Source organism: Bowmanella yangjiangensis (assembly GCF_018531185.1).
Lineage (GTDB): Bacteria > Pseudomonadota > Gammaproteobacteria > Enterobacterales > Alteromonadaceae > Bowmanella > Bowmanella yangjiangensis.
This window is the reverse complement of sequence record NZ_JAHDJU010000002.1, coordinates 940,765-958,733: the sequence shown is the minus strand read 5'-3', so window position 1 is coordinate 958,733 and position 17,969 is coordinate 940,765. Positions and strand designations below refer to the sequence as shown.

The following is a 17,969-nucleotide window of genomic DNA, read 5'->3' as shown; positions in this document are numbered from 1 at the left end:
CGGCGACAAAAGGTGAAACCCAGAATTTAATTAAGATGATGTTTGCGAATTGCCTGTAGGTTCCACTTCAGAATAGTACCGGGCGGATAGCCATAGTCGCCAAGATGCGCATACTTCGTTAGCATGAACTGGATGATATGTTGAGAGTTTGCCTGACGCTGGCTGACATCTGCATTGATTAGGCGTTCATCAACCAACTGACTAAGATCCAACAGGTAATTCCGTTGACTTTCAATTAATTGAAAACCCCCACTATCACCATGCCCACCGTACAAGGTATCCACCTTGCCAGCATAGTTCGCCTGCAACCTCTCAAACTGGACAAGTATTCGGGGTAGATCGCCATCACCTACGTAATAATGGTGATGCGCCATCAGCAGGTCGCCCACGAATAAACTGCGGCTAGCTGCATGATAGAAAACGCTAGCGTTAACCGACTCGCCGCCATTGAAGTCTTCAACCTCCAAGTTGAAATCGCCTATTCGTACTTGTCCCTTACTGGGTAAGAGCTCCTGTACCTGAGGTGGTTTTGTCAGCCAAACATCCTTACCAAACTGCCGGGCCCCCCGGCGTTTAAACTGTTCGAAATCCCTATCTATATTTTCCGCGGTTACCTGGGAGGCATAAACCGGAAACGCGCCCAACACAGCCTTCATGGCCATTATGCCCATATAGTGATCAGGGTGCGGATGAGTCAACAACAACCCAACAACCTCTTTGTGCTGAGCTTGAATAACGGCAGCAAAATTTGACGCATCCGAGCGTCTTAGCAGGCTGTCTACTAATAAAATCTGCCCTTCACTGGCAAGCCAGTATGCATTTGCCGACCAGTCGGCTTCCATTGTCGAAAAACGTTTAACCTGAATATCAGCCAATGCAGAATCTACAAGCAGGCAACAACAGAGTATTAACATTCGCATCAAAGCCCCCTGCAATCACTCAGCCACCTTAGCGGATAGTTAGTCACTTAAAGACCGAGTCGAAGCCATTAGATATTTTGATAATTTGGATAAAATACAGCGGTAAACTTACGTTCACCGCTGTCTGCCGAGCTTAGAAAGCCAAGTTAAGCCCCAATCGCAGTTGCCTTGGGGTCTGCATCGTCATAGGCAGTCCATAGTAAGGGTTAGGTGTGCCTGATTGTGTTTCAGCCAATTCATTGATCGCCAAAGTCTGAGAGGTATCGAGCAGGTTAAACACATCCAAAGAGATCCTGCCATCGGTTTCCCCAATGCTGAACTTGTAGGTCATTGAAGCGTCCAAACTGAACACCCAAGGACTTCTGCCGTTGCTGCCCCGCGAGTTAAACACATACTGCTGTGTAGCGGAGTTAAACACATAATAGGTATCACCGTATGGCGGTTGCAGATAACCCAGATCGGTCGGGAAGCTGCGACCACGAATACTCAGTGGACGCCCATCAATCAATGAAGCATTCCAACCTACTGATAGGTCGTCATTAATACTGTAGGAACCATAAAACTTAAAGGCATGGCGACGATCATTAGGCAAGTTACCATTTGCACCAATGGCACTAGCTTTAAAGTCCAGGAACGAACTGACGCCGGTATCAGTTTGCAGGTTGTCAGAGTTCACTCCGCCCTCATTGTTGCCATAACTGTGAGACCAAACATATTGGGCCGTCCACATCAGGTTTTCAGAGCGATGCACCAGCTCAAACTGCACTGAACTGTAATCCCGCTTGCCTTCTGGAATACCAAGTTCCTCAGCGCTGTAGTACTTCTGGCTACCAGGATCAATCTTGCCATCACCATCAACATCCTGTGCAAAGGTGTGCCCTTTGCCTGGGTTGAATAAAGTACAAATAGAGCCTTGGTTGGTTGGATCTATTTCCTCACCACAGTAGTCATCACCCATATTGTTGGTTGTGCGGTAAGTAGCCCTAACCGTTCCTGAATACTCATCGTTAAATTCGGTCTGATAGCCAATGATGTACTCTTGCAAGGATTGGGCTGAATACTCGGGTGCAGCGGACAAACCAGGATCAGGTATTGAACCTGTGCCATTAATATTAGTATCCAACAGGGTCGTGCCGGATGGCGTGCCGTCAGCTCCGTTAATTCCAGTAAAGGTAAGGTATTCCGTCATATCAGCAATACCTGAAGCCGTACGATAATTGGTATTAATTGGCACTGGGAAGAAGTACTCGCCATAATTAGCGAAGATTTTTGACGAACCATCCCCTGTAGGGTCATAAGTCAGACCAAGACGCGGGGCAATTTGGTTGTCCAGTTTCACAAACGCAACCCCCGTCTTACCGTAGTTGGTGGCCACATCACTACGAATCCCCAGCGTCAGGTTTAGCTGGTCGGTAACACTCCATACGTCTTCTATGTAATAGGCATAATTCTCAGTTTTAAATTTGCCACCTCCGGTAAATACTCGCTTGGATACATAATCAAGGGGGGCACCTGTATTGTTTGTGTAGTCAGTACCTTGAATAATGGCACCCACTCCAACCTGACCATAAGTATAAGATGCCCCACCTGCCGGCACTGTTGTATGCTCAGCCTCAATGGTTTCCTTATCATAACCAAAACGAATCAGGTGATTGTCCAATGCCCACTCAAAATCGATACGCAAGGCATCTCTTTGTAATTCATTATTGTCAACAGGGGAGCCAGAGCCACACCCCACAACGCTGGGGACTGGTCGGTTGTCTGCCACGGACGGACAATCAGCGTCCGAGGGAATAATACTTAGGTCAGTTTTAAACCGCCCAGCCAATACCGACAGAGAGAAATCATCGGTAATGTCGCTGTTAAATGTCAAAGTGTGAGTGTCGCCCCCTTCTTTACGTTCAACCAGACTTGGAGAGGCAGAAGGATCCTTTGCGTGCGTTTGGGTGTCATACGCAGTGCGAGTTCGTTCATTGGTACTGTCGTCAGAAAAACCGAAATAAGATAAGCGGTTTCTGTCATTGATTTCCCAATCCAGTTTCAATCCCCAGAACGCATCAGAACGCTCATCGTCATGGAAGAAAGTATCAGCTTGGGTTCTGAGACCGCCCACTCGTGACGGATAGGCGTAGTTGCGCTCAGATTTACGGGGGTTGTATATGGCATAAAAAAACAGATGGTCTTCTATAATAGGGCCACCAGCGGACACAGTCACATTCAACTCTGTAAATTCATTTGAAGTAGTGTCCTTATAAACCGTACCGTTGATGTTCTTCACCACCCGGCCGTCACCAAGGTAATCAGGGGTGTAATAAGCGGTAGCACCAAACTCAAATTCATTAGTGCCAGACTTGGTCACAGCATTTATAACCCCACCGGTTGAACGTCCATACTGGGCAGAGTAGCCACCGGTTTTTACCTGAAATTCTTTGTAGAATTCAAATGGCACTGTGCCACAGCCCAACCCTTTTTCAGGGTCAGTTACATTCATTCCATTGATGTAACAAACGTTCTCAGCAACCGAAGAACCTGAGAATGATGCCAAATTGCCAAAACGATCTTCACCCTGCACGGTGCCGGGAGCAAGTAAGGTAATGGCTGTAACGGTTCGGCCAACCGGCAGGCGGTCAAACTCGGCTTCACCAATAGTCAAACCGGAATCCGATGTATTCATATCCACGGCCGACACACGTGCAGCAACCACGGATATGACTTCCATATCATTTCTAGCCAGCTCAAAACGTGCATCAGCAGTACTCCCGACCGTCACACGAATAGCGCGGGTATCCAACACAGCTCCCGCCTGCAACACAGATATTTCATAATCACCAATGGCCAGTTGTGGAAAGCGGAAAGAACCATCACTATCCAGTTCAATATTGCGTTCAAACCCCGTTGCTGGATTTCTGACCAGGACCGAAACCTTGCCAGAGTGTAAACCGGATACAGAGCCTGTAATACTGCCGGTGGAACTCCCCGCAGCTAGTGCCGATGTTGATACGCCAAACGCAGTTGCAATAGCAAGTGCAGCCAAGTGCCTGTTGAATGTCTTTTTCATCTCGCGTCTCCATTATTGTTATCCCGGCCAGATAAGGCCGATTAGCGAGACACTAGCAGTGGATAAAATCCTCCGTAGGCGAGATGTGACTAACCATTCAGCCCAGGGGATATTCACGACAGTTCATGATAAAAGGCATGTCGTAATGCATCCGAACCTATATGGTCACTAAGGAAATAAAGAAGCAGCGAAAATGTACAATTCCATCAGAGGGACTAGGGACGAACTCAGGTGAGCAGTTATCTGTATGTTAACCTTACGTATTTCCGCTCTTTTGCATCCCTGTGATGGTGGCATACCGTTCATTGTGAAAAAAACGGCGCCATCGGCGCCGCTTAACTTTCCTTTGCTCTTTTATCCAGCTTGCAGGGGTAATATTTTCAATTCAACCCGACGGTTGCGCTGGCGATTAGCATCGCTTGAGTTATCAACCACCGGCTGATACTCACCCAGGCCAACGGTGGTGATACGGCGATAATCAACCTGCTGACCTAACAGAAAGTTTTTCACCGAATTGGCCCGCGCCTCAGAGAGTTTCTGATTGCTTTCGGCACTGCCCACATCATCAGTATGACCTTCAACCATTAAGGTTGTTTTCGGATATTTGTTCAGTACTTTGGCGACATCTTCCAGAACAGGGTTAAAGCCCTGAGAAATACCAGCGCTGCCAGTTGCAAAGGTGATATTGCCAGGCAGTTGCAGCCTTAAATTGTCACCCTCGCGATACACCTGCACACCACTACCGGCCAACTCATCTCGAAATTCCTGTTCTTGCTGATCCATATAGTTGCCGATGGCAGCACCAGCCAGCGCACCAACCGCTGCGCCCCAAACATAACGGCTTTTCGCATTATCGCCAGTCGCTTTACCTAACAACGCACCGGCAACCGCGCCAATCGCAGCACCTTTTTGCGTGTTATTTGCAGTAGTCTGGCAACCAGCTAAGGCCAGAGAAGAGAGAGTGAAAAGAATGAGTGCTTTGCGCATAAAAAACTCCTAGCTATTGGCGAATACGGCTTCAGGTTATCTCATCAGGCTTAATCAGCCCTGAACAAGCACCTTAACAATAGAACAATTTTACGGTTGCCAATCATATCGGATTTCCAAGTAAGGATTATGTCTATAAGATTCGCATCAGTATTTATTTCAATAACAGGGGAGAGCTTATGCTTACCGCAATTGAAGCGTTAGAAAGACTTAAAGAAGGCAACAAACGTTTTGTTGAAGGCGATAGTCAACTGGAAAAACTGGTTAATGAAAACCGCCGTGACAAGTTGATCAGTAGTCAGGCTCCCTTCGCAGTTATCATAGGCTGCTCCGACTCCAGAGTGCCGGTTGAGATCGTTTTTGATCAGGGTCTGGGAGATTTATTTGTTATTCGGGTGGCAGGAAATATTGTTGCGCCATCACAGATTGGCAGCGTGGAATTTGCCGCAGAGCAATTTGGCACTCGCTTAGTTGTGGTGATGGGCCATAGCAAATGCGGCGCAGTGCATGCCACCTTGGAACAGCTACAACGTCCAACAGATGCCCCTTCGAAAAACCTCGGCTCCATCGTCAAACGCATTCGTCCTGCCGTTGAAGCATTGGTCTACACCGATTTACGTAACGATCAGAAAGCCCTGGCTGAGCAAGCCATTCGCGCCAATGTGAGAATGTCAGTGAATACACTTAGCGCGGGCTCTGCAGTCTTAGAAAACCTGATAAAAAATGACGGACTGATGGTAGTGGGTGCCGAATACTCACTGGAAACCGGACAAGTCCACTTCTTTGATAATTAACCGCCTGACAGGCGGCCTGTCATTCAGGTCGCCGATAGCTGAAAACGACGACGGTAGGCATTATCGACTCTAAATCTGTCGCCGGATTTCATAAACACCAATAGCTCCCCCGCTCCTTCCGCTGAGGTTTTCTGCAACTGTGTCAGATTGATAATCACTGATGCATTAATTCGACAAAACGTCTTCGGGTTAAGCTGCCTTTCCACGCCTAATATACTGTGCCGACCTACCACAGACTCATAAGGAGTATGCAAACACACATAATCTCCAGCTTCTTCCACCCAGTTAATCCGGTGATGAGGCACCTTGCGCCAGTGATCGCCGGTTTTTAGTCGCACAAATTCACTCGCCGTATCTTCAGATGATTCACCAAGCATCAGCGTGCCGCCTTCGTCCCCAACGCATCGCAAACGCCCCTCAGCGATTCCCCTACCGGCAGCCACTGTTCCAATAAGATCGCTTATAACTTGGGGGCTCAGGGGTTTAAGTAAGTAATCATCGCAGCAATTTAAATAGCGGTGGCGCAAGTCTGTGGCACTAACCAACACTGCTTTTGAGGTCGATAAGCCTTCAGCCCGCATTATCTGGAGCACTTCATCACCACGTAACTCAGGCATCTCAACATCAAGGATTACCACATCCGGGCGCAAGGCACGAATCCCTTCCAAGGCTTGCTTACCGTCGGCGTAAGCTCCAACAATGCACACTCCAGGCAACATCGATAGGAGACTTGTCAATCCTTCTCTGGCCAATAATTCATCATCGGCAATAATGACAGATACCTTGTTCATCAGTTCTCTTCGTATGGAAGGCTGATCCGTACGCCAAAACCATTCGGATTAACCACATAGAGTTTCAGTGATTGTTTATCCTGATACAGCACTCTTAACCTGTCCGTAATATTTTGTAACCCAACCCCATCCTTGTTGATCCCAGCCAAATCTGTGAGTGGCCCATTGTCTTCCACTTGCAAAATTAAATCCGTCTCTTCTAACCATGCTCTAACAGTGATCTTTCCGCCCCGGGACATTTTCGCAATAGCATGTTTTATTGCATTCTCAATTAGGGGTTGTATTAACAAGCTAGGAACCAGAGCAAATTCAGCATCTGGATGCACATGTAACTTAACTTCCAATCGCTCACCGAAACGGGTTTTTTCAATATCCAGATACAACATAAGGGCGCGAATCTCCTCATGCAGTCGGATCTTTTTCTCAGGATCGGTATCCAGGGAAAAACGCAAAAAGGTAGAAAGCTGACTTAGCATTCGGTTACAACGCTGTTTATCATCACGCATCACCAGCGTAGATACCGCATTTAAACTGTTAAACAAAAAATGAGGGTTAATCTGATAGCGCAGCATACGAATCTGAGCCAAATGACTCAGCCGCGCAGCCTCATAGCGCTGCCCCTGAGCATCCACCAGGCGAAAGTGGTAGTTGATACCAAAATACAGACTACACCAGACCATGATGATAAAAAATGAAGTGCTGACCATCATAAATAAATGCACCCATTCAAAACCGGGAATACTGCTCAAAGCGAACACATCCTCCCCTCTGGCGTAATGCAGGAGCAGATTTTTCGGCACAGTCCAAAGCACGGAAAGTAAGGCGCTAACACCCAGAATCATAACGCCAAGCCATAAAGGCCGCATATGCATACAGTGTCGAAACAGATAGCGCAGCGGTATCGTTAGTAGCATCCCCATCAGGGTAATAGGAATAAGCAAATAAACAATGCTGTTGCCAAAGTAGTTATAACTACCAAATAAAAACAAGTTGTCGAATACCAACACCAAATAATAAAAAAGCCAGCCGCTGATATGCAGCAACCAAAAGTTAGGCTTTTTAAACAACGACTCGTTAATATCTGGCGAACTCAAGCTTGTTACAGACTCATTCACCAGCATCTAACCCTAGCATTTGGAATAATGGCTTTCGGTAGGTATTACCGATACGCACTTCGTCCTTATTAGACATTTCCAGGGTACTGTAACGACCCAATTCGCTATTAATGGCATCCAGATAGTTAATGTTGACGATGGCAGAGCGATGAATACGAATAAAACTTGAGGGATCCAAGTGCTGCTCAATACCGGTCATCGACTCTCTGTGCAAATAGGTTCGGTTCTGACAATGTAGCTCCAGATAATTACCCGCACCTTTAATCCAGATGATGTCCCGTGTTTTAATAAATTGTACATGGCCATTAGTACGCACCGCCAGGATGTCCCGGTTTGGCGTACTTAATATCAGTTTACGCTGGAGCTTCTCCAGAATTCGCTCAAAGCGTTCATCATCGAAGGGTTTAAGCAAATAATCATCCGCTTCAATCTCAAAGGCCTTATGAGCATGCTGAGAGTAAGCCGTGGTAAACACCCAGCGCGTATTTAGCTCCGAACTTAGTTCTGTGGCCAAATTGATGCCGCTGCCACCGATAATTTCCACATCCATAAAACAAACCTGAGGTCGCTTCTCAAGCAATAGTGTGCGAGCCTCCTGGTAACTATCAGCTTCAGCTACAAGTTTCCAGTTGCCGCGCTGAGCAATCAGCCTGGTAAGACGTTCTCTGGCCAATTCCTCATCATCAACCACCATGCAAGTGAACATGATTCCCCTCTCAATTTCAGTTACTGCGAATTTCCATGCGTTTCTTCAACATGCGGAAACGATCTTGTAGATTTTTGCAGCCAGTTGCGAGCGCGCAAAATTTACCCACATTGCCCGTCTGACCTGCCGATACGCGTCGATTTAGCACTTTTTACATCCCCCTGATTCTGCAACAGGGTAAAAAAAAAGCCAAGGCGCTGGCCTTGGCTTTGTTGTTACAGTTAGTGACAGATTAGAATGACAGCTTCATACCCAGGTAGAAACGACGAGGTTCAACCCAGTTCATCGCTTCACCAAATTGGTAAGTACCGTCACCAGACAGCAAGTCCTGCTCACGTGTTACGGCCTGGTCATCCAGCGCGTTAAAGATATCCAAGAAGAACTCAGCCTTGTAGATATCGATATCCATGCTGTATTTCACACGCAGGTCTAAGGTGCCAAAAGACGGCGTAGTGTGTGAACCCACCGCACCTTCTTTGATCCAGGTATCAGTCCAACCACCGAACTCATAAGGTACATCAACCAATACAGGCAAGTGTCGTCCACCAATCGCCATAGTTTCACTGTAACGTACACCAGAGTTCCAGTTGTATACCGCACCAACTTCTATGCCATTGTCAAAGAAGTAAGACGCAGCGACCTTGAATTGGTCATCAATGTTACCTGGCTGCTTACCATACTGGTTAGGCGCACGAGGATCCAGAACACTCCAGTCCCCTTGGTAGTCAGCGTTACTGTCTGAGTTGGTGTTACCTTCTGCATCGTTGTGCGTATAAGACGCCAGCATTTGCCAGTTGTCAGTTTTATGCTTACGGAAGGCTACTTCATAGCCTTTATACTTACGGATACCGCCTTCTAATGTGGCAATCACATAGTTGGTGCGGGGCACTTCAGAGAAGCCAAAGTAAGACAACGGCAACTCAAGGAAGGTACCAGCGTATTCACCCGTCTCTGAGTACAAACCCAAGTCATAATCTTCCAGAATGTCCTTGGTTTTACGATCAGTATAGGTAAATGACACGCTCATATCATCCAAGATGCTTTGCTGATAACCGATCATAAACTCATCGGTATACGGAGTCTTGGTTGAAGGTGCAAACATCGCATCAGCTGGACCACGTGTACGGTAAGTCAGCCACTTATCACCAATAAAGACCTGTTCATCCAGAACGTTACCCTTCACATTACCCGCGAATGAGGTCATGTTGGTACGAATAGGGTCGTAATAACGGCCACTGAATGCCCAAACCTTACTTTCACCATCGCCATTGATGTCATAAACCACGCTCAAACGCGGAGCATATTCCCAATCAAAGGTGAAGATCTTGCTACCATCGTTAGCATAGTGGTTCCATTTCTCGGCACGGATACCACCAGCAACCGTTAGGTTGTCCAAAGTCCAGGTATCTTGCAGATAGAAAACCTGACCTTTTGTTACAAACTCTGACGGGGCTTGGAAAGACAACAATGCGCGATAGGCATTAACTTGGCTATCAGGGTTGCCTGAAGTGGTACCGAAGGTCATTGCACCGATTTCAGCCTGGCTAACAGCACCGTCATTGTCGGTATCCAGCAAACCTAAGAAATAGTCTTTATCAGCACTTTTATTGATTGCATTGATAAAACGCGCTCTGTCGCCGGAACTGAACTCTTTCTCACCTGTCCAGCTAGCAGCAATATACTCATCCAGCGTGATACCTGCTTGAGCGGCAGCAATAGAGGTATACTGTGCACCTTCACCGGTATATATCTGGTTGCTGTAGTTTTCGTTTTTCTCTCTTTCGTAGCCGAACTCAAACTTATGCTCACCAAAATCTGTATACAGATAGTATTCCAGATTGATATACGCATTGTCTTTGTTGCGGAAACGCGTAGTGTTAGAACCCAAACCACCGCGGCTCAAGTCTGCCTTAGTCGGATTACCACCGATATAGGCAACATCGTTACGGGTAGTTTGATCTACCGCGATATCACTTAACTCACCTTCGTGCGACATAAAGCCAGCAGACAGTATTAGATCGTCCCAAGAGTGAGTGTAATCAACTTTATAGTTATCACCACCTTGCTTGCGAACGCGGTCACGATTATTTGGCGTACTAGCAATGTCTGTACCGGAAATTTCGGTTGGGTCATTGAAGTAAGTAAAGGTCAAACGATCATCATCAGTTGCTTGCCAGGTAATTTTGGCAAAGCCCAATTTTTCTTCACGTTCAACTGAACGCGCTACTGCACCATTGTTGTCTGGATCTGGTACATCGGTGTCTTCTTTCTTTAACTGATAAGACGCAAAGAACCACAATTTGTCTTTGATAATCGGGCCACCTAATGTGACAGCTGTATCAAAGTTGCTGAAGCTCTTCTCTCTGGTAGAGTCGTTTTTGTAATCAGACACCAGACTGTCATTCTGCATATAGTAGTTAATGGAGCCATGGAACTCGTTACTACCTGATTTGGTAACTACGCGAGAGACCAGACCTGCACCACCTGAATATTTAGCAGGAATACCACCAGTAATAATCTGCTGTTCCTGAATAATCTCAGAGTTAAAGTTGGCACCAAAGGTACCAGCAGAGTTATCTGTCACGTTTACACCATCGATATAGTAAACGTTGTCAGACGATGAACCTGCACTACCATATCGTGAATCAGGAATGTCCGAGTAGTTTACACCTGATTTGGAAGATGGGTTACCACCATTACTCGGCTTAACACCTGGAGCCAACTGCAGGTAGCTCTGATAGTTACGCGCAGTAGGCAGTGATTCTGTCAGATCCAGGGTAATATCTGTTGCTACAACAGCAGACGTTGTGTCCATTGCCGCAACTTGCTTGCCTGTCACTTCGATTTTCTCAAAGTTTTCACTGGATACCTGATAGCTCAAGCTCAGGCTCTTGCCAGTAACAACCCGCACGTTATTAGCAACCAGTGGTTGATATCCCTGGCCGGTAATATTTACCTGGTATTTGGTCGACGCATCCAAACCAACCAAACGCACATTACCTTCAGCGTCTGAAACCGCTTCCTTCTCTGTCAAACTGTCGGGGGTTCTAACTTTAACCGTTGCACCAGCTACTGGGTTACCGTTGTTATCAACGATAGTGATACGCAAACCACCCGTATCAGCCAATACGCTGGTTGAAAAGCTCAATGCAGCGGCAACTGCCAATGCAGTCATGCGCCTATTGAATTTTGCTCTCATGTCACATCTCCTGTGGAGTTATTATTCGTTTCCATCGACGCACAACTACGCCGATTATGGCAACGCTAACAGTGCGCCAAACGCAGAAGCTGAATCAGTGACAAACCAGACAGTATTGAGTTTGAATAGCCCATTTCAGATGTTAAAAAATCGTCCTGTGTGAGGAATAGGCAGTATCGAGGGACAAAAGCTGCGCTGCAGGGTGTAAACAGAAGGAAAAAAATAGGGGGAACAGGCAATGGTGTATAAGACACCATTGCCCTTCGCATCAAGACTCGAATAAGTCCTGATGCAAGACTTTTATAACGTCGGTACTGTCTTCGTCCTTCACCAGGAAGGATATATTGTGAGGGTTGGCACCATAACAAATCAGGCGCAGATTAAACTCGCTCACTGCATTGAAGATCCGGCTGGAGACACCAGCAGCACTGTGCATGTTGTTGCCCACCACCGTCACCAGGTCATAGCCTTCTTCCACCGTGACTTCACTAATTTCTTTTAAGTCTTCGATAGTGGCTTTATTCAGCCTGGCCCTAACCGAATTGGGTGGATTATCAATGGTCAGTGACACGGCAATTTCTGAGGTGGTCACCAGATCGACACTCAGATTATGATTAGCCAGGATCTCAAAAACCTGCTGTAAAAAACCAGAGGCATACAGCATGCTGGGTGTTTTAACTGTTACCAGCACCTGGTCTTTTCTGCGAGTCAAAGCCCGATAATAGGGTTCGTGGTCACAGTTCTTTGCAATCCAGGTACCGCCCTTCTCCGGCTCCCGACTGGAACCAACAAACACACGGATGTTCTTTCTGACCGCGGGAACCATAGTGGCAGGGTGCAGAACCTTGGCACCAAATGTGGCCATTTCCGCCGCCTCTTCAAAGCTCAATTCGGGCAAAGGCCGGGCTTTGTCGGTAATGCGCGGATCAGTGGTGTATACCCCGATAACATCGGTCCAGATCTCGCAGGTGTCTGCATCCAGCGATTCGGCTAACAACGCAGCAGTGTAATCTGAGCCGCCGCGGCCAAGTGTGGTGGTATTATCTTGTTCATCGGAGCCGATAAAGCCTTGGGTAACCAGCACAGTACTCGCCAGCTCCGGCTTCATGAGTTTTTCAGCCTGTTGTGCAATCAGACCGATAACAGGCTCAGCCTGACCATATTCATTATCAGTTTTTATCACTTTACGGGCATCAAAGTTTGCAGCGGCGTGTCCCATCTGACACAAAAGCTCAGCAAACATCAGTGATGACATCCGCTCGCCCAGCGACAGGATGGCATCTTTCAAATCTGGGCGATGTAAAATCTCTTCGTGACTTGCCAGCTCGCGTAACTGCACCAACAATTCATTCAGCTTCGCTGCAACGGGTGCCGGCGAGTCCAAGCCTCTAAGAATGGAAAATTCGATCTCTTCTACCTTGGCAATCAATTCATTGATTTGCTCAGAGGTCAGTTCTTCATTAGCCAACTGCACCAGGTAATTCGTAACACCAGCGGCCGCACTGACCACAACAACCCGGGTTGCAGGATTGTTGATAACGATACGCGCGCAGTTGCGCATCGCGTCAATATTAGCGACGCTGGTTCCGCCAAATTTGGCAATATTGAGTGACATAGCTCCCCCCACAAACAAATTCATCCCGATGTTCGGCGCACTGTGGTAGCCCGGCAACGTTACTGAGCCACCACCCAGAAGAATTTTCATTCACTAAAAATGAAATTTTATGCAACGTAAAAAAGATACTCTTTCTACTCGCACTAGGGTCTGGGCCAAGCATAATAGCGTCTATTCCCCCTGTTACAATGAAAATATTCGCTATAAGGCATGCCAAATTTTATCTAAGTAATATGAATGTAAGTGGATGCGGAGCCGGAAAATAAAGTCGCTTGAAACTGTTTAAGTTCGAAAAGGCGTGAACTGCTAAGACATGGCATTGAAACACAACCCAAAGAGCGCTTTATCTCATTGATTTTTATTACGTTTCAAACGTTCATCTATAAATTTCTGAATGGGCGGTGGCTTACTGCATTTAACCATTCCTCCGGCAATGCCCATCAGCACGGCAGCCACCTTATTGCTAGTTGAGTCACAATTGGCTTCAACCATTAAATCTTGCATCCGCTGTTCATCTTCACTGAGCCGCTCGCTATAGTCAGGAATTTCCCCGACAGGATTATTCTGTTGTTGCCGAAACTGCCTGGCAGCCCGCTCAGCCACTTGCTGTTGTTGCTGGGAATGCCAGTTGCGTAAGTGCCGCTGTGCCATGGACATATGTTCACTATTCCCCCCCAGCACTTTTCCACTTTCAGCACTCAGGGGCGGCTCTGTCACTGTTGGCGTTGTTGCATCAACTGTAGCCACCTCGGTATCTTTCTGCTCCGAAGGAAGGGGGGGGATCTGTTCGTCAATATCTGGCGCCGGCACCGGCTCCACAGTTTCAGAAACGGTGCCTGGTTCGGTTTGCAATTCAGTCACGACAGGCTGTTCAACAGGCTCAGATGACAAAGGCGCTGGCTTTGGCGGCATTGTCCAAAGCTTCGCCTTAATAGTGGTTTCAGCCACCTTTTGCTTAGGAAGGGTATTTTTTTGCAACAAAGCAAGAACCACCAACATATGCGCGACCACGGATATACCTATCCATGGCAACAATGATGGTGGCTTGGCGCTATTTTTAACTTCCTGCTGCAAAACAATTCAAGTGACAAAAAAACATGCCAATGTAGATGCACAGCTAACAGGAAAGTTCACTGCCGCCCACTACTTATAGGTATTTCCAGCCTGGTGCAAGATGGCTGAACTACTGGGTAGCAAAACGTTGCAACGTTTCACCAGACATTCGATAACCGATCCATTCAGATAGCGGTTCAGCACCCAATGATTCGTAAAATTCCCTGGATGGTGTGTTCCAGTCAAGGCAACTCCACTCAAAGCGTCCACATTGCTTTTCAACCGCTATACCCGCCAAATGCTTGAGTAAGGCAACACCATAGCCCTTACCCCTTTGCGCCTGAGACACATACAAGTCTTCCAGATACAGACCAGGTTTAGCCAGCCAAGTAGAGTAGTTGTAGAAGTACACCGCAAAGCCAACCGCTTGCCCCTCTACCTCAGCAATCAGGCCATGCACACCGCTTTGCTCGCCGAACATACTCGTTTGAATTGTTTCCAGCGTCGCTTTGACTTCATGCTCGGCCTTTTCATAAATGGCCAGTTCACGAATAAAGTGCAATATGGTGGCGGCATCGTCACGTTGGGCAGCCCTGATACTGATGTTTGTCATACTTACTCTCTGTTATAGGTCTAAGCGGGTGATATTAACTGAATTGCCGGCTGTGCGAAAAATTGCTTGCTAAGCAAAGAAGCAGAAAAATAAACGGGGCCGATTGGCCCCGCTTTGAATCAATGGTGATGACCACCTAAATGCACTTCTAACAACTCCGTATTGCCATTGAAGTTCAGGCTTTTTACCTCGTCATCTTTTTCAACATTAACGAGGTTTTCCTGTTCCGGCCAGATGTCCCGCAAGGCGTTATGCTTCACCGACAGCGCCTCGAGGGTAACGGGAACAGGGGTTTCCTGATAAACCCAGAAAAACTTACCTTCTGTTTCAAATCCTACCGCACCCAACGGCAACGGCTGCCCGTCACGCAATAAAGCAAAACGCTCAGCCACGTACTCGGCAAACTGACGTTGGGTTTGCTCTGAGCCGATAATATCGGCATCTTTGCCAAAAATTTCCTTTACCGCATGCTCGGCATCGTGCAGATAAAAGCGATGCATCACTTCAATATGCTGCGTGCGTGGATTAAACAAAACCTTGGTCACAGAGGCTTTTTGCTGATGGGCAAGACTGGCAAATGCCGCCAGCACGAGGCTGACGGCAACCAGCAGTTTAAAGTGCTGTTTGATCATTAGTTAGCTTTATCGTCCTTGTCTTCATCTGTCTTCAGCTTGGTCTTGATGTCCTGCATGATATCGCGGCTGATCTTAGCCTTAGACTTCTCAGACTTATAAGCTTCAACACGAGAAGGCACTATACGGCGTGGATAGAGGTTGTTCTCTATATCCGCATCGGCAGTTTCCCAGCGCGGATCCACTTCAACCTGCGTCAACTCTTTACCCTTATCGGTGACAATCAGTTTCTTCACCTCTTTCGGGCTACGACGCCAGATCTCGGCGGGAATACGCATGGTTTCGCTGCTGCCGTCCGCATAATCCAGTTTAAGGATAATCGGCATCACCAGACCGCCAAGGTTTGAGAATTCAAGAACATAGTAGTTCTTGTCTTCTTTTACCGCACGCTCCAGAGCTTCACGCTCCCAGTCTTCCAAATCCTTCATGAACTTGTTGTACTTGTTGCGTTCTTTGTTGGTCACAGTCCAGCGGTCATGCTCGTCATAGAAGTCCTTCAGGTCTTCATTCAGTTCACGCCACTCACGGATGCCTTCTTTACGGTTGTTTTCCAAGCTCATGGACAATGGCTTATCCAGATCCTGCTCTTTATCACGAGCAAAATCGATGTCTGGATTTTCTGTATCCAAACGCAGCTTGTAGACTTTATCTAATGAGATATCTACGTGGTCAGTGCTGTAGAACCAACCACGCCAGAACCAATCCAAGTCAACACCGCTGGCCTCTTCCATCGTACGGAAAAAATCAGCCGGCGTCGGACGCTTATATTGCCAGCGACGCGCGTACTCTTTGAAGGCAAAATCAAACAGTTCACGGCCCAGGATAGTCTCACGCAAAATGGTCAGTGCCGCAGCTGGCTTAGTGTAGGCATTGGGGCCAAGGCGCAACACGGAGTCAGACTGAGTCATAATTGGCACTTGGGTGCTGGACACCATGTAATCAACAATTTCAGAAGGTTCGATACCCCAGGGCATATCTGAATCCCATTCGCGGCCAGCCACGCCGTCCAGGAAGCTGTTCAGGCCTTCATCCATCCAAGTCCATTGGCGCTCATCCGAGTTAACCAGCATAGGGAAATAAATATGCCCTACTTCATGGATAACCACACCGATCAGGAAACGTTTTTCCGCCTGGGTATAAGTGCGGCTGCCGTCATCTTGCAAGGTGGTACGCGGGCCGTTGAAAGTAATCATGGGATATTCCATGCCACCTACAGGGCCATTCACCGACTGAGCAACGGGATAGGGATAGTCAAAGGAGAAGCGTGAGTATACTTCCATGGTATGCACCACAGCTTCGGTGGAATATTTCTTCCACAGATCGCCACCTTCTTTCGGATAGAAAGACATCGCCATGACCAGAGGCTGTGTGTCGCCGCCCTGCTGATAACCTTTCGCATCCCACATAAACTTACGCGACGACGCCCAAGCGAAATCTCTTACCTTGTCTGCTTTAAAACGCCAGGTTTTGGTTTTGTCGGTGCCTTCTTTCTCGTTTTCCAGCGCCTCTTCTTCGGTCACCACAAACACAGGGCGCTTAGCCTTCTCGGCGTCTTTCAAACGCTTTCTCTGCTCGCGGGTCAATACCTTATCCGCGTTTTGCAAACTACCTGTGGCGGCTACGATATGGTCAGCAGGTACAGTAATTTCTACGTCGTAATTACCAAACTCCAGGGTGAACTCGCCGCGCCCCAGGAATTCTTTGTTGGTCCAGGCTTCATAGTCAGTGTAAGCATGCAGACGCGGGAACCATTGGGCCAGTTGGAAAATATCATTGCCACCCTCACGCGCATCCTTAGGGAAATGCTCGTAACCACCGCGAGCCGAAACTGCATTCTCTTCCACTATGTTGTAAGCGTAAGTTAGCGAGAACTGAGTGGACTGACCGGGCTTTAGCGGCTGGTTCAGATCAATACGCATATTGGTACCCACCAAGGTCACTTTCAGCGGCTTACCATTACCGTCCTTAACGTCTTTAATCACATAACCTAATTCATTGTCGGCCATAAAGTGTTGGCGGCGCAGTTCATCCAGGCTAAGACGTGCCGGCTTTTTACCATCTCCCGCAGACGTCGCCGGACCACGACGACCAATGCCAGCAAAAGCTGTCGTCAGCTCGGCCATAGAATCGGATTTGAAAATATTCTGATCCAGCTGCAGCCAAAGATAACGAAGGGTATCCGGTGAATTATTCTGGTAAGTCACCTGTTGGCTTGCTTCCAGTCGGCGCTTGTCTTCCAACAACTTCGCCTGAATTTTGTAATCTACCTGCTGCTGCCAGTATTGATGACCTGGCTCTCCTGCAGCATTTCGATACACGTTGGGAGTGGGCAACACTTCATCTAGTTGACGAAATTTGTCCTCGAAATCGCCTTTAGTCTGACGGATCGCGTCAGCACTGGCCTGCAAGCTGCAAAGCAAGGCTGCTGAGATTAACAATGGTCTTAACATGGGATGTCCAAAAAACTTGTTGGCATTATGACGGTA

The 17,969-nt window shown here is 47.5% G+C and carries 13 protein-coding genes; 1 reads left to right on the top strand and 12 read right to left on the bottom strand.

The genetic code is table 11. From position 1 onward, the window contains the following. Positions 1–26: 26 nt before the first annotated feature. From KJY73_RS13660 to KJY73_RS13650, 3 genes are all read right to left on the bottom strand, one after another. Positions 27–920 carry an MBL fold metallo-hydrolase gene (locus KJY73_RS13660; protein ID WP_214344268.1) on the bottom strand — a complete coding sequence of 298 codons (894 nt, stop codon included), beginning with the start codon at positions 918–920 and terminating at the stop codon, positions 27–29. A gap of 133 nt (positions 921–1,053) precedes the next feature. Continuing rightward, positions 1,054–3,978, bottom strand: coding sequence for a TonB-dependent receptor (locus KJY73_RS13655; protein WP_214344267.1), 2,925 nt, complete (start codon positions 3,976–3,978; stop codon positions 1,054–1,056). 354 nt (positions 3,979–4,332) lie between these two features. After that, a complete protein-coding gene (locus KJY73_RS13650; protein ID WP_214344266.1) occupies positions 4,333–4,965 on the bottom strand; it encodes an OmpA family protein in 633 nt (210 codons plus the stop codon). Between the two features lie 179 nt (positions 4,966–5,144). Here KJY73_RS13650 and KJY73_RS13645 point away from each other — a divergent pair, with 179 nt between their 5' ends. Beyond that, positions 5,145–5,759, top strand: coding sequence for a carbonic anhydrase (locus tag KJY73_RS13645; protein ID WP_214344265.1), 615 nt, complete (start codon positions 5,145–5,147; stop codon positions 5,757–5,759). A gap of 23 nt (positions 5,760–5,782) precedes the next feature. On the opposite strand, the gene KJY73_RS13640 is transcribed toward KJY73_RS13645, so the two are convergent. The 9 genes from KJY73_RS13640 to KJY73_RS13600 form a co-directional block, all read right to left on the bottom strand. After that, positions 5,783–6,550, bottom strand: coding sequence for a LytR/AlgR family response regulator transcription factor (locus KJY73_RS13640; RefSeq protein WP_214344264.1), 768 nt, complete (start codon positions 6,548–6,550; stop codon positions 5,783–5,785). Beyond that, on the bottom strand, positions 6,550–7,644 hold the full coding sequence (locus KJY73_RS13635; protein ID WP_214344263.1) for a sensor histidine kinase: 1,095 nt from the start codon (positions 7,642–7,644) through the stop codon (positions 6,550–6,552). The genes KJY73_RS13640 and KJY73_RS13635 overlap by 1 nt, the downstream gene beginning before the upstream one ends. Before the next feature lie 13 nt (positions 7,645–7,657). Further along, the gene (locus tag KJY73_RS13630) at positions 7,658–8,371 is read right to left on the bottom strand and encodes a LytR/AlgR family response regulator transcription factor (protein WP_214344262.1); all 714 of its coding nucleotides are present in this window, start codon (positions 8,369–8,371) and stop codon (positions 7,658–7,660) included. A gap of 232 nt (positions 8,372–8,603) precedes the next feature. Next, complete coding sequence (locus tag KJY73_RS13625; RefSeq protein ID WP_214344261.1) at positions 8,604–11,570, bottom strand: outer membrane beta-barrel protein; 2,967 nt, start codon at positions 11,568–11,570, stop codon at positions 8,604–8,606. A gap of 268 nt (positions 11,571–11,838) precedes the next feature. Further along, complete coding sequence (gene lysC, locus KJY73_RS13620) at positions 11,839–13,185, bottom strand: lysine-sensitive aspartokinase 3 (protein WP_214344656.1); 1,347 nt, start codon at positions 13,183–13,185, stop codon at positions 11,839–11,841. 348 nt (positions 13,186–13,533) lie between these two features. Further along, entirely contained in the window at positions 13,534–14,259 is a 726-nt protein-coding gene (locus KJY73_RS13615; RefSeq protein WP_214344260.1) for a hypothetical protein, read from the bottom strand. Positions 14,260–14,368: 109 nt separating this feature from the next. After that, entirely contained in the window at positions 14,369–14,851 is a 483-nt protein-coding gene (locus KJY73_RS13610; RefSeq protein ID WP_214344259.1) for a GNAT family N-acetyltransferase, read from the bottom strand. Positions 14,852–14,970: 119 nt separating this feature from the next. Further along, a complete protein-coding gene (locus tag KJY73_RS13605) occupies positions 14,971–15,483 on the bottom strand; it encodes a DUF6702 family protein (RefSeq protein ID WP_214344258.1) in 513 nt (170 codons plus the stop codon). After that, positions 15,483–17,933 carry a M1 family metallopeptidase gene (locus KJY73_RS13600; protein WP_206594037.1) on the bottom strand — a complete coding sequence of 817 codons (2,451 nt, stop codon included), beginning with the start codon at positions 17,931–17,933 and terminating at the stop codon, positions 15,483–15,485. The genes KJY73_RS13605 and KJY73_RS13600 overlap by 1 nt, the downstream gene beginning before the upstream one ends. Positions 17,934–17,969: the final 36 nt, after the last annotated feature.

Excerpts from the sequence above, each read along its gene's own strand:
- KJY73_RS13640 (WP_214344264.1), bottom strand. The coding sequence starts at position 6,550 with ATGAACAAGGTATCTGTCATTATTGCCGATGATGAATTATTGGCCAGA.
- KJY73_RS13600 (WP_206594037.1), bottom strand. The coding sequence starts at position 17,933 with ATGTTAAGACCATTGTTAATCTCAGCAGCCTTGCTTTGCAGCTTGCAG.
- KJY73_RS13630 (WP_214344262.1), bottom strand. The coding sequence starts at position 8,371 with ATGTTCACTTGCATGGTGGTTGATGATGAGGAATTGGCCAGAGAACGT.
- KJY73_RS13610 (WP_214344259.1), bottom strand. The coding sequence starts at position 14,851 with ATGACAAACATCAGTATCAGGGCTGCCCAACGTGACGATGCCGCCACC.
- KJY73_RS13655 (WP_214344267.1), bottom strand. The coding sequence starts at position 3,978 with ATGAAAAAGACATTCAACAGGCACTTGGCTGCACTTGCTATTGCAACT.
- KJY73_RS13650 (WP_214344266.1), bottom strand. The coding sequence starts at position 4,965 with ATGCGCAAAGCACTCATTCTTTTCACTCTCTCTTCTCTGGCCTTAGCT.
- KJY73_RS13645 (WP_214344265.1), top strand. The coding sequence starts at position 5,145 with ATGCTTACCGCAATTGAAGCGTTAGAAAGACTTAAAGAAGGCAACAAA.
- KJY73_RS13625 (WP_214344261.1), bottom strand. The coding sequence starts at position 11,570 with ATGAGAGCAAAATTCAATAGGCGCATGACTGCATTGGCAGTTGCCGCT.
- KJY73_RS13660 (WP_214344268.1), bottom strand. The coding sequence starts at position 920 with ATGCGAATGTTAATACTCTGTTGTTGCCTGCTTGTAGATTCTGCATTG.
- lysC (WP_214344656.1), bottom strand. The coding sequence starts at position 13,185 with ATGTCACTCAATATTGCCAAATTTGGCGGAACCAGCGTCGCTAATATT.
- KJY73_RS13605 (WP_214344258.1), bottom strand. The coding sequence starts at position 15,483 with ATGATCAAACAGCACTTTAAACTGCTGGTTGCCGTCAGCCTCGTGCTG.